At 70.6% G+C, this 12,435-nt stretch carries 12 protein-coding genes; 9 read left to right on the forward strand and 3 right to left on the reverse strand.

All coding sequences use genetic code 11. The annotated features are described in order from the left end of the window. Window positions 1-111: 111 nt before the first annotated feature. Window positions 112-1,131 carry a bifunctional lytic transglycosylase/C40 family peptidase gene (locus AB0P07_RS33180; RefSeq protein ID WP_102927776.1) on the reverse strand — a complete coding sequence of 340 codons (1,020 nt, stop codon included), beginning with the start codon at window positions 1,129-1,131 and terminating at the stop codon, window positions 112-114. 11 nt (window positions 1,132-1,142) lie between these two features. Then, window positions 1,143-1,289, reverse strand: coding sequence for a hypothetical protein (locus tag AB0P07_RS33185; RefSeq protein ID WP_365557231.1), 147 nt, complete (start codon window positions 1,287-1,289; stop codon window positions 1,143-1,145). 215 nt (window positions 1,290-1,504) lie between these two features. On the opposite strand from AB0P07_RS33185, the gene AB0P07_RS33190 reads away from it, so the two are divergent. From AB0P07_RS33190 to AB0P07_RS33220, 7 genes are all read left to right on the forward strand, one after another. Continuing rightward, the gene (locus tag AB0P07_RS33190; RefSeq protein WP_365557233.1) at window positions 1,505-2,248 is read left to right on the forward strand and encodes an SUMF1/EgtB/PvdO family nonheme iron enzyme; all 744 of its coding nucleotides are present in this window, start codon (window positions 1,505-1,507) and stop codon (window positions 2,246-2,248) included. A gap of 314 nt (window positions 2,249-2,562) precedes the next feature. Beyond that, window positions 2,563-2,871, forward strand: a complete 309-nt coding sequence (locus AB0P07_RS33195) for a membrane protein (protein ID WP_003974839.1) — start codon at window positions 2,563-2,565, stop codon at window positions 2,869-2,871. A 166-nt stretch (window positions 2,872-3,037) separates the two neighbouring features. Next, window positions 3,038-3,838: a hypothetical protein gene (locus AB0P07_RS33200; protein ID WP_365557236.1), complete on the forward strand. Its 801-nt coding sequence runs from the start codon at window positions 3,038-3,040 to the stop codon at window positions 3,836-3,838. Continuing rightward, window positions 3,828-5,156: a hypothetical protein gene (locus AB0P07_RS33205; protein WP_365557239.1), complete on the forward strand. Its 1,329-nt coding sequence runs from the start codon at window positions 3,828-3,830 to the stop codon at window positions 5,154-5,156. Before AB0P07_RS33200 ends, AB0P07_RS33205 begins: the two co-directional genes overlap by 11 nt. Further along, on the forward strand, window positions 5,153-6,712 hold the full coding sequence (locus AB0P07_RS33210; protein WP_362483814.1) for an SCO6880 family protein: 1,560 nt from the start codon (window positions 5,153-5,155) through the stop codon (window positions 6,710-6,712). Before AB0P07_RS33205 ends, AB0P07_RS33210 begins: the two co-directional genes overlap by 4 nt. A gap of 12 nt (window positions 6,713-6,724) precedes the next feature. Beyond that, window positions 6,725-8,140, forward strand: coding sequence for an ATP-binding protein (locus AB0P07_RS33215; RefSeq protein WP_003974843.1), 1,416 nt, complete (start codon window positions 6,725-6,727; stop codon window positions 8,138-8,140). A gap of 43 nt (window positions 8,141-8,183) precedes the next feature. After that, window positions 8,184-9,692 carry a type IV secretory system conjugative DNA transfer family protein gene (locus AB0P07_RS33220; RefSeq protein ID WP_365557242.1) on the forward strand — a complete coding sequence of 503 codons (1,509 nt, stop codon included), beginning with the start codon at window positions 8,184-8,186 and terminating at the stop codon, window positions 9,690-9,692. Window positions 9,693-9,708: 16 nt separating this feature from the next. Here AB0P07_RS33220 and AB0P07_RS33225 read toward each other — a convergent pair whose 3' ends face one another. Next, the gene (locus AB0P07_RS33225) at window positions 9,709-10,269 is read right to left on the reverse strand and encodes a GNAT family N-acetyltransferase (protein WP_365557244.1); all 561 of its coding nucleotides are present in this window, start codon (window positions 10,267-10,269) and stop codon (window positions 9,709-9,711) included. Window positions 10,270-10,363: 94 nt separating this feature from the next. On the opposite strand from AB0P07_RS33225, the gene AB0P07_RS33230 reads away from it, so the two are divergent. Continuing rightward, window positions 10,364-11,653: a histidine kinase gene (locus AB0P07_RS33230; protein ID WP_365557247.1), complete on the forward strand. Its 1,290-nt coding sequence runs from the start codon at window positions 10,364-10,366 to the stop codon at window positions 11,651-11,653. Beyond that, window positions 11,650-12,339 carry a response regulator transcription factor gene (locus tag AB0P07_RS33235; protein WP_365557250.1) on the forward strand — a complete coding sequence of 230 codons (690 nt, stop codon included), beginning with the start codon at window positions 11,650-11,652 and terminating at the stop codon, window positions 12,337-12,339. The genes AB0P07_RS33230 and AB0P07_RS33235 overlap by 4 nt, the downstream gene beginning before the upstream one ends. Window positions 12,340-12,435: the final 96 nt, after the last annotated feature.

Genomic DNA, 12,435 nt, shown 5'->3' on the forward strand with positions numbered 1-12,435 from the left:
TCCCCGTCGATACGTTCCACACTCCACTGAATGATCACGCAGACGTTATCGAAGAGAGACACGTCTCCGCAGCTCAGGGCAGGGTTTCACGCTGGGTTCAAACCCTCCCATTCACACCGTGGTGGGCAATGCTTTCGCGCCATCCTCGGTGACCCGGGTGGCCCCGAAGTAGTCGGGCGTGTCGATCGGGTCGAACCGGATCACGGCCCCCGTCCGCGGCGCGTCGATCATGTATCCGCCGCCCACGTAGATCCCCACGTGCCGGATGGCCCGCGAGTTGGTGAGGTCGTCCGAGAAGAACACCAGGTCCCCGGGGAGCAACTCCTCCCGCCGGGGATGCGGCCCCGCGTTGTACTGGTCGTTGGCGACCCGCGGCAGCTCGATCCCCACACTCTCGTACGCGGCCTTGGTCAGCCCCGAGCAGTCGAACCGCCCACCCTGGTCGGCGGTCCCGTTCCCACCCCACAGATACGGCGTCCCGAGCTTCTTCTGCGCGAAGGCGATCGCCCCGGCGGCCTGCTCGGACGGGTCGACGCGGCCGGTGGGCGCGGCGAAGCTCTTCTCCAGCGTCGTGATGACCTTGACGTAGTTCTGCGTCTCCTTGTACGGCGGCACGCCCTGGTACTTGATCACCGCGTAGGCCCCCGCGTTGTAGGAGGCCAGCATGTTCTCGGTCGGGTCGCCGGGCACGTCCTTCACGTACGAGGCGAGGGAGCAGTCGTACGACGCCGCCGACGGGATCGCGTCCGCCGGGTCCCACACGTCGCGGTCCCCGTCCCCGTCCCCGTCGATGCCGTGGGTGGCCCACGTCCCGGGGATGAACTGCGCTATCCCCTGCGCCGCCGCCGCGCTCCGCGCCTTCGGGTTGAACCCGCTCTCCTGGTACAACTGGGCCGCGAGCAAGGCCGGGTTGATGGCGGGGCAGAGGTTGCCCCACTTCTGCACGATCGGCTGGTACGCCGCGGGCACGCTCCCCTTGGCGAGCTTCTTGGCCCCGCCGCCCGCGCCGCCGGCCAGATTCCCGGCGACGAGGTAGACCCCCACGACGAGCAGCATCACGAAGCCCATCCCCAGGGCAACCGCGGCACCGGCACCGACCCACATCTTGCGCATGGTCCAACCATCCCCCATACGAACGCCGTTCAGTGGCGTTTCCCGGCCATGTCGTCCCGTCCGCACTCGGCCCACAGCAGCTTGCCGCCCCTCGACGCGCCGAGCTCGCACAGTACGGACACCCCCACGGCGTCCGCGCAGGCGTCCATGTCGCCGCAGCCCCCGGCGTCGTCCATCCGGCGGAAAGCAGCGACCCCACCGGTTCCATACTCACCGTCACCCCCACCACCGTCGGCGCCCTGCCCATCGTGAAGTCGGACAGCCGACCGCCGGCCACGGAGACAGCCCTGGTCCCAAGGTCGCTCCCGAGATGGGTCCGCAGGCCGAGGCGGGGCCGCGTCCACCGGCGTGATCATGTGGCTCGTTCGCTCAAGTCGAGGAGGGGCCACAGGTGGAACAGGTGGAACAGGTGGACTGGGTCGACGTCCCGGCCGGGCTACTGCGTCGGGGCACGCCGGTGGACGAGGTGCGGGCCGTGGCCCGCCGCTACGCGGACACCGGCGTGCCGCTGGAGTGGTACCTGAAGGAGACACCCCGCGCGGAGATCCACGTCCCCGCCTTCCGGATCGCCCGCACACCGGTCACGGTCGGCCAGTGGAGCCGCTACGCGGCAGCGACCGATCGACCGCTCCCCAGGTCGTCGCCGTCGGACCACCCGGTCATCGGCGTCACCTGGGAGGCGGCGACGGACTACTGCCGGTGGATCGGGGAGCGGCTCGGCGGCCCGGCCGTACGGCTGCCCACGGAGGACGAGTGGGAACGCGCCGCCCGGGGCGACGACGCCCGGGAGTTCCCGTGGGGCGAGGAGTACCGCACCGGCCTGGCCAATCTGGTGGACCTCGGCATCGGCACCACGACGCCGGTCGGCTCGTTCCCGGCCGGAGCCGGCCCGTTCGGGGTGCTGGACATGGCAGGCAACGCCGACGAGTGGACGTCCACCCTCTACGCCCCCTACCCCGGCGCACCCGAGGAGGTGCCGCGCACCGAGGACTGGGCCTTCGACCGGCACATCACCCGGGGCGGCGCGTTCCGCCACGACCGGGACCTGGCCCGGTGCGCCCGCCGCCACGGCGCCTACGAACCGGACCTCGCAGCGATCGGCGTGGGCTTCCGCCTGGCGGCACCGGCCGCGTGACGCCTAAGCCCGGGACGACGCCGGGCCTCTGACTTCTAATCAGGGCCTAACGATCGAACCGCATGACAGGTTTCGCTTACACATCGTTGCCAGCCATGCCCCGTCGTGATACACAGAGTGACGATACGACCACCAGTAGCCGTCTGGGCGCCGACTGACCAGCCGGCGCCGGACGGTGGCAAGCTGTTCGCATAAAACCCGCCAAACAATGACGCCAAGGCGACATGCCAGGGCGTCATCGTCGGCGACAATGAGGCTTGACCTCTGCACGCCCGCAGAGGGCGCGGAACTACCCAACAGGGGCGGTGACTTACATGCTCTTTGCGGCCGACGAGGGAGACATCAACACCATCATCGGGGGGATCGCTCCGGACTGGGGCCCCTTCGGTGCGCTGGGGACCGAGGCGAAGACGATGGTCCAGGTCGTCATGGCCGTCGCCATTCTGCTCTGCCTCGGCATCGCCATCTGGGGCGCCGCCAAGCAGCGCATCGGGGCCACCGCGCTCCGGGACACCTTCAGCGCGGAGCAGGGCAAGGGCCTGATCATCGCGGGGCTGACGGGTGTGTTCATCATCGGCTCACTCGGCACGCTGTTCACCATCGTGTACGGAATGGCCGTATAGCCCGGCACCCATCCGTCCCACCCCGTCCATCCCACCCGCCCGTCGTGCCAACCGGCTGAGGTTGCGTTTCCCTGATGTCGAGTCATAACACCGCGCCCGAGCGGGACCCAGCACGGCTACCGTCGTACGTACACGGCCGACCCGACGTCGAGGGGGCGTACGCGGCATGAGTCTCGGAGACGATCACCAGTCGTCCGGCGATTACGGCGGCACCGGCCGGACCAGGCTCCGGCTCCCGGAGGAGGACGGCGCCTCCCGACGCGGCGGGCGTTCCTCCTCCCGGAGCCTGGTCACCGTGGTCGGCGTCGTCGTCCTGCTCATCGCGGCGATCGCCTTCGCGAACCGTGGAGGAGACGATTCCGCATCCGCGGAGGGTGGCACCGGGGACAAGCCGAAGACGTCGGCGACAGCACCCACGGGGACCCGCCCGGTCCAGTCGGGCTTCGCCCATGACGAGCAGGGGGCGCAGAGCGCGGCGGCGAACTACGCGGTGGCGCTCGTGTCGGCCGACATCCTCAAGCCTGCCCGGCGTGAGGAGATCGTGCGGCAGGTCTTCGTGGCTGGCAAACAGGCTGCTCTGACCGACAGATTCGACAAGGTCTACAGCCAGAAGTTCCTCAGCTCCATGGGCCTGGACAAGAACGGCAACGCCACAGGTGGCAACGCCTACGTCTCTCGCACCATGCCGATCGGGACCAAGACGACGCAGTACTCCGACACGGCCGCGACCGTGGACGTCTGGTGCACGGGTGTGTTCGGCACCGCGGGTGAAAAGACAACAACCCCCGTCAGCAGCGACTGGTTCACCATGACCCTGCAGCTGCGCTGGGTGGACAACGACTGGAAGGTCGAGTCCTTCTCCCAAAAGGACGGTCCCGCGCCAGTTCCCGGAGACAACAAGGCATCCACCGCCGACGAGATGTCCAAGGCCGTCCAGGAGTACGGAGGGTTCACGTATGCCCGCTAACCAGCGTCGCGTACTCAAGGCCGCAGCTGCCTTGACCGCCGTGCAGGCCACGCTCGTACTGCTCGCCACGCGTGCAGTAGCCGCCCCCACACCGTCGCCGACCCCGTCGAACGACAACTGCGACCTCATCGTGGGCCCCGCCAAGGACTACTGCGAACGAGGCGAAGGCGCAGCCCAGCGCAGCGGTGGCACCCCCGACACCCTCCCCGACACCCTCGACCCCCTCTCCTCCCTCGCCAAGGGCTGTGCCGACGCCGCCGCCTGGACCGTCGACACGCTCAGCAACGCCGTGCAGAACACCGCCGACGTCGACTTCACGAACGGCACCTTCCTCAAGCAGTACGGCATCGTCTTCGCCGCGTCGACCATCCTCACCCTGGTCCTGTGGCTGCTGGCGGTGGCCAAGCGGGCCGTGCGCGGCGTCCCCTTCACCACCGCGCTCTCCGAGGCCGTCGGGTTCCTCTGGCTCACCGTGCTGGCGTCGGCCTTCACGCCGTTGATCCTGTACACGGTCGTATCGGCCACCGACGCCGTCACCGACGTCCTCGCCAAGGGCACCGGCGACCAGACGGACACGTTCTTCGGCACGTTCAGCGAGGCGCTGAAGCAGGGCAACGACATCGGCGGCGGCCCGATCATGCTGATCCTGGTGTCGTTCGTGTCGATCATCGCCGCCGGCGTGCTCTACCTGGAGCTGTATCTGCGCGCCGTCCTGCTCTATGTCGGCGCCCTGCTCGGCGTCGTCGTCTACGCCGGCCTGGTCGACAAGAACCTGTGGGGCCACGTCCGCCGCTGGGCGGGCATCATGATCGCCGTGATCATGGTGAAGCCCGTGATCGTCATCGTCCTGGGTCTCGCCGGCGCGCTGACCACGTCCGAGGGGCCGGACTCCGTCGCCGCCATCGTCTCCGGTCTCGCCATCATCCTGCTCGCTATCTTCGCCTCGGCGATGATCTACCGCTTCGTCCCCGGCTTCGGCGACGAGATCGCCAACGGCCGCAACAACCGCATCATGCAGGGCGCCGAGGGCAAGGCCGCCGCCGTGATCAGCTCCCCGGCGAACCTCGTCGCCCAGGGCATCAGAACCCACAGCAGCCGCAACAACGGCGACGGCGGCGGACAGTCCTCGTCCTCCGCCGCCGCCCGCCCCTCGAACCCCGCCTCCGGCGGGGTCGCCGCGCACAGCTCGCGCCCCTCGAACGGCGGCGGCGGAAATGTCCCCTCCGCCGCACCCGCACCGCGCTCCGGCAGCCCGGTGAACACACCGCACGCAGGCAACACCCGCAGCAGCAAGAGCACAGGAGGTGACGGGCGTTGACGACCGAGTCCCACATGTCCCATACGGTCACGCCCCGCCGTACGTATCTGATCGGCCGCGCCCGGCCGAACGCGATCGTCGGCCGCAACCGCGAGACCGGTGAGATCGCGCTGATCGTCGCGGGCGCGTTCCTCGGCATGATGTGCGGGCTCCTCGTCCCCGTCCTGTCCCTGCGCATCGTGCTGCTCGTCGGCTTCCCGATGCTCGCGCTGGCGGCCGTCTACGTGCCGTACAACCACCGCACGTTCTACCGGTGGTTCGAGATCAACCGGAGCTACAAGCGGACGCTCCGCAGGGGTACGACGTACCGTTCCGGCGCCATCGAGGCGGGCACGAGGATCGACGGCCGGGAGGTCGAGGTCGGGCCGCCGCCCGGCATCGGCCGCATCTCCTGGCTGGCGGCGCCCTTCGGGCCGGACGAGATCGCCGTACTGCTGCACGCCGACCGCAAGACCGTGACGGCCGCCATCGAGATCGAGGGGCCCGGCGTCGGCCTGCGCGACTCCGAGGACCAGGAAGCCCTCGTCGACCGCTTCGGCACCCTGCTCAAGCACGTGGCCAACGGCGACGGCTTCGTCACCCGCATCCAGATGCTCGCCCGCACCCTCCCCGCCGACCCGGACGCGCACGCCAAGGACGTCGCCCAGCGCGGCGACGACAGGTCGCCGCCGTGGCTGCAGCAGTCGTACGACCAGCTCCAGTCGATGGTGTCCACCAGCAGCGAGCAGCACCGCGCGTACCTGATCGCCTGCATGCACTACAACCGCGAGCTGGCCGCGGAAGCGCACACCATGGCCCGCGCCGCCCGCCCGCACACCGGGCGCAAGCTGGACCGGGACGCCGGCCTCGCGGTCGTGATGGCGCGCGAGCTGACCGACATCTGCTCGCGCCTCCAGGAGGCCGACATCCGGGTGCGCCAGCCGCTCGGCCAGGGCCGGCTCGCCTCCCTGATCCACGCCATGTACGACCCGGACCACCCCATCGACCACATTCAGGCGATGACCAAGCGCAACGCCTGGCCGGCCGAGCTGGACGCCATGGAGCCCACCTACCTCCAGGCCAAGACCCGCGAGTCCGCCACCCGCGCCCCCTGGTGCCACGCCACCGCCTGGATCAAGGAGTGGCCGATGACCCCGGTGGGCGTCAACTTCCTGGCACCGCTCCTCGTCCACACCCCGGACGTGATCCGCACCGTCGCCGTGACGATGGACCTCGAACCCACCGAGGTCGCCATCGAGCGCATGCTGACCGAGAAGACGAACGACGACGCCGAGGCGTCCCGCGCCGCCAAGATGAACCGGACCGTGGACCCCCGCGACATCGCCGCCCACGGCCGCCTCGACCAGCGCGGCGAGGACCTCGCCAGCGGCGCGGCCGGCGTCAACCTCGTCGGCTACATCACCGTCTCCTCCCGCACCCCCGAGGCCCTGGCCCGCGACAAGCGGACGATAAGGGCGTCGGCCGGAAAGTCGTACCTGAAACTGGAGTGGTGCGACCGTGAGCACCATCGCGCCTTCGTGAACACTCTTCCGTTCGCCACCGGCATCCGAAGGTAGGGGCTGAGCCTGATGCGGGACCCGCTGACCGTCCTCACCGACGCCTTCACGTCCTTCCTGTTCGGGAAGGTGGAGACGACCCGCCTCCCCGTCCGCACGTCCACCGGCCAGGCCCAGGCCGTCTACCTGCCGACGGCCGCCCCCGGCCTCGGCGACTCCGGCGTGATCATCGGCCGCGAGGTCTACTCCGGCAAGGGCTACATCTACGACCCCTTCCAGCTCTACGGCCAGCAACTCCCCGCCCCGCACTGGCTGGTGCTGGGCGAGTCCGGCAACGGCAAGTCGGCCCTGGAGAAGACGTACGTCCTGCGCCAGCTGCGCTTCCGCGACCGCCAGGTCGTCGTCCTGGACGCCCAGGGCGAGGACGGCGTCGGCGAGTGGAACCTCATCGCCGAGGAGCTGGGCATAACGCCCATCCGCCTCGACCCGATGGCCGCCCTGGACCACGGCATCCGCCTCAACCCCCTCGACCCCGCGATCACGACGACGGGCCAGCTGGCGCTGCTGAGGACGATCATCGAGGTGGCGATGGGCCACGGCCTCGACGAACGCTCGGGCTTCGCGCTCAAGGTCGCGCACGCCTACGTCAACGAGACCATCGTCGAACGCCAGCCGGTCCTCACCGACATCGTCGAGCGGCTCCGCCACCCCGAGCCGGAGTCGGCCGAGGCGATGAACGTCGCCATAGACGACGTACGGGCCTGGGGCCTGGACGTGGCGCTGGTCCTGGACCGCCTCGTCGACGGCGACCTGCGCGGCATGTTCGACGGCCCGACGACCGTCGGCATCGACCTCGACGCACCGCTCATCGTCTTCGACCTCTCCCACATCGACCGCAACTCCATCGCGATGCCGATCCTCATGGCCATCGTGGGCGTCTGGCTGGAGCACACCTGGATCCGCCCCGACCGGAAGAAGCGCATCTTCCTGGTCGAGGAGGCCTGGCACATCATCAACAGCCCGTTCGTGGCGCAGCTGTTCCAGCGGCTGCTGAAGTTCGGGCGCCGGCTGGGTCTGTCGTTCGTGGCGGTGGTCCACCATCTGTCCGACGTCGTGGACGGGGCGGCGGCCAGAGAGGCCGCGGCCATCCTCAAGATGGCCTCCACCCGCACCATCTACGCCCAGAAGGCCGACGAGGCACGCGCCACCGGACGCGTCCTCGGCCTGCCCCGCTGGGCGGTGGAGATCATCCCCTCCCTCACCCCCGGCATCGCGGTGTGGGACGTCAACGGCAACGTCCAGGTGGTCAAGCACCTGATCACCGAGACCGAACGCCCGTTGGTCTTCACCGACCGCGCGATGACCGAGTCCTCCGCCGACCACCTGACCGACGACGCCCTGCGCGCCGCCGAGCTGGAGGCGGAGGAGCGGGCTGCGGCGTTCATGGAGCAGCACATCGGCGACTCGTCGGAATCGACGGTGGCGTAGGACGACGGTGGCGCAGGACCAGAAACGGAGAGGCACCGGACGCATGAGACCGGACGACCGCCGCGATCAGCGGCCGGCCCAGGGCGGTATCCCCGACGGCCTGCTGATCGGCGTACTGGCCTTCCTCCTCGGCATGACCCTGCTGGTGTGGACGGCGACGGGCCTGTCCGCCCTGTTCGCCCACGGCTCCTGGCCCGACGGCGTCGGCTTCACCGACACCCCGTCGGCCATGCGCCACCTGATCGCCGAACCCCACGACATCCCCGGCGCCTGGCCGGACGCCCCCGAGGCGGCGCTCTCCGGTTACGGGCTGTTCTGGGGCCTGTTCATCGGCCAGCTGATGGTGCTGGTGGTACTCACGGTGTTCGTGATGGGCACGGTGGCCCGGTGGCGCGCGGTACGGCAGCGGAGGCGCGAGTCGCCGGCACCGGCATCGGCGGCGCAGGAGCGGCCGGTCAGAGAGCCCCGAGTCCGGGAAGCACCGGTACACGAGGTACCGGTGAGCGAGGTACCGGCGCACGAGGTGCCCACCCCCAGGGCGCCGCAACAAGCCCCGGCTCCGGAACCCGAACCCCTGGCCTCCGTGTCCCACGGCCAACGGGTGGGCGGATGGGAGCCCCACCGCGCCGAAGGCGGGGTGCACTACGGCCCAAGGGACAGCCGCCACCACACCGCAACCGGCGCCCTGCGAGACGCGGAGGGCGCCGCCCTCGTCATCACGTCCAGCCCCGCCCTCTGGTCGGAGACCAAGGACGCCCGCGCCAAACTCGGCCCCACCCACCTCTACGACCCGAACCACCTCTGCGACACCCCCGCCCGCTTCCACTGGTCCCCCACCGCGGGCTGCGAGGACAAGGCGACGGCCACCGCCAGAGCCGCCGCCCTCCTCGCACCGGTCCGTCCCACCGCCCGCCTCGACCAGGCGCTCGGCGACACGGCCGAACTCCTGCTGCGCAGCTACCTGCACGCCGCCGCCATCGACGGCCGCACCGTCCGCCACGTCCACCGCTGGTCCCAGGGCCTCCAGGTCCAGGACGCCGTCCGCATCCTGCGCACCCACCCCAAGGCCGCCCCCGGCGCCGCGGGCGAACTAGAAGGTTCCCTCACCGCCCACCCCGAACGCCGGGACATGGCCCAGCAGCTGACGGCCCGTGCCCTGGCCGCCCTCTCCACGGTAAACATTCGCGAGGCCTGCACTCCCAACCGAAATGATGCCCTCGCCTTGGATTCCTTCGTCCACGAACAGGGAACCCTTTACGTGGTGGGGGAATCCATTGAGGACCCCCGGACGAGCCCGGGCGCGATGCCGCTGCTGACGGCGCTCGTCTCCAGCGTGGTCGAGCGCGGCCGGCGCATGGCCGAACGGTCATCCTCCGGTCGCCTCGACCCACCAATGACCCTCGTCCTGGACGACGTCGCAGCCGTGGCCCCGCTCCCCCAGCTCCCGGAGCTGCTCGCCACCGGCACGGAGCTCGGCATGCCGACCCTGGCCCTGCTCCGCTCCCGCGAACAGGGCCGGGCCCGCTGGCCCCACGACGAGCTCCCCGTCTGACCGGAGGACGGCGCCGTCAGCGCTCGAGCACGTACTCCAGCTCGTAGTCACCGGGCCCGCCCACCAGCGGCACCGTCCGCCCGCTCGGCACGAACCCGGCCTTGCGGTACGCCCCCTGCGCCCGCTCGTTGTCCGGATGAACGATGAGCCGCATCCGCTCCATGCCGTTGGCCTGCGCCCACTCGCGACCGGCGTCGAACAGCGCTTTGGTCAGCCCGCTCCCCCGCCACTCGGCCCGCACGAACACCCCGACGACGTGCCCCTGCCGCCGCTCCACCGGAAACCCGGCCCAATCGGTCGTCCCGGCCTCCTCCACGACCACCGTCAGCGTGCCGAGCCACAGCCCACCGGGCCCCTCGGCCACGATCTGCCGGGCCCCACCGGGCCCCTCCGCACCCCGGGCCGCCCGCTCCCGCCAGTAGGAGTCCGGACGCGGGGCGGCATCCTCGTACGTCTCCAGGTACGCGAGGTCCGCGACCGGGTCCCGCAGCGCACGCAGCCGCAGCTCCTTCACTGCGGGCCACTCGTCGGCGCGTATGGAGCGGATCACGTAGTCACCGGGGACGGAGGCACTCATGCCGGCCACCGTAATACCCGGGTACTACGCCCCTCACCTCATATACGGCCTGCGGAACGACGCCTCCCGCCCCCGTACCCCCGACCATGGTCGGATGGACCACGTGGACGCCGCCCGGCCCGCACCGGAGGACCGAGTCGCCGAACCCCTCACCGAGTACATCCAGCGCTTCACCCGGCGAGTCCGAGGCTTCGACCGCCGCCGTCCACTCGTGTGGGACCTCCACCTGACCGGATTCTGGCTGACGGCCGCCCTCATCGACCTCAGCGCCTACCTCAACGGCGGCAAGCGCTACGTCGCCCACGACCTGGACGTCCCCAGCGGCCTGCTGCTCGCCCTGAGCCTGGGCTTCACGGTTCCGCTCCTGTGGCGCCGCTCCCACCCGGCGGCGGTACTGCTCATCATGACCCCGGTCGCCCTCCTCAACGCCTGGAGCGGCGCCGTCCTCCAGGCCGCCATGCTCCAACTGCTCGTCGTCTTCCACATCGCCCTGCGCCTGTCCTTGCGCACCCTCTCCTGGGCCGCCCTCCTCGTCCTCACCCCCGTCGCCGCCTCGGCCATCCGTTACGGCGACCAGCCCACCTGGGAGCAGCAGATCGGGGCGCAGCTGATGTCCGTCGCGGTCGCGGCGCTCATCGGCATCACGGTCCGCACCCGCCGCAACTACACCGACGCCCTCGAAGACCGCGCCCACCGCCTGGAGACGGAACGCCACCAGCAGGTCCGGCTCGCCGCCGCGGCCGAACGCGCCCGCATAGCCCGGGAGATGCACGACATCATCGGCCACAACCTCTCCGTCATCACCGGTCTCGCCGACGGCGGCCGCTACGCCGCCGCGAAGTCCCCCGACCGCGCCGTGCAGGCCCTCGACGCCATCAGCACCACCAGCCGCCAGGCCCTCGGCGAACTCCGCCGCCTCCTGGACGTCCTGCGCGACGACGCCCAGGACGGCACGCCCACGGCTCCCGAACTGGCTCCGCAGCCGGCCCTCACCGACCTCGACCACCTCCTCGACGGCGTCCGCCAGGCCGGGCTGCCCGTCCGCAAGACCGTCAAGGGCGAGCCGACACTCCCCGAGGGCCGCCAGCTCACCCTCTACCGCGTCATCCAGGAAGCCCTGACCAACACCCTCAAGCACGCCGGCCCCGACGCCACCGCCGACATCGACCTCTCCTACGGGGCGGGCGGCGCCGTCACCCTCACCGTCACCGACACGGGCCGGGCGGCCCCACCCCCGTCCCCGGGCCTCACCGGCGGCCGCGGCCTGCCAGGGATGCGGGAACGAACGTCCCTGTACGGCGGCACACTTGAGGCCGGCCCACGCCCGGCTCCCGAACGGGGCTGGCGCGTCCATCTGCACCTACCGGAGGAATCCCCGCAGTGACGACCGTGCTCATCGCCGACGACCAGCCGCTCCAGCGCTTCGGCTTCCGGATGCTCCTGGAGAGCCAGGACGACATGACGGTCGTGGGGGAGGCGGCCGACGGGGCCGAAGCCGCCCGGCTGACGGCCGAACTCCGCCCCGACGTCGTCCTCATGGACGTCCGCATGCCCGGCCTGGACGGTATCGAGGCGACCCGCCGCATCGTCGCCGGCGGAGGCCGCTCCCGTGTCCTCATCCTCACGACCTTCGACCTCGACGAGTACGCCTACTCCGGCCTGCGCGCCGGTGCGTCCGGCTTCCTCGTCAAGGACGCCCAGCCGGAGGAGCTCCTCTCCGGCATCCGCGCGGTGGCCACGGGCGACGCGGTGGTCGCCCCGAGCCTCACCCGCCGCCTGCTCGACGCCTACGTCCACCATCTGCCGGCCACCGCGGGACCGGCCGACTCCGGCGGCTCTCCGGCCTCCTCCCCGGATCCCCGCCTGACCGCGCTCACCGAACGCGAGACCGAGATCCTGCGCGTCATGGGCCAGGGCTGGACCAACACGGAGATAGCCGAGCGCTTCCACCTGGCCGAGTCGACGGTCAAAACCCATGTGGGCCGCATCCTGGCCAAGACGGGTTCGAGGGACCGCGTGCAGGCGGTCATCCTGGCCTACGAGACGAAACTGGTGGGCCAGAAACAGTAGGCCGTGAACGCAGAAAGCCCCGCACCGTTCCCGGTGCGGGGCTTCCTCGCAATAATTGTTCGGCGGCGTCCTACTCTCCCACAGGGTCCCCCCTGC

The sequence above is a fragment of the Streptomyces sp. NPDC085944 genome (genome assembly GCF_040686295.1).
In the GTDB taxonomy this organism is placed as follows: domain Bacteria; phylum Actinomycetota; class Actinomycetes; order Streptomycetales; family Streptomycetaceae; genus Streptomyces; species Streptomyces salinarius.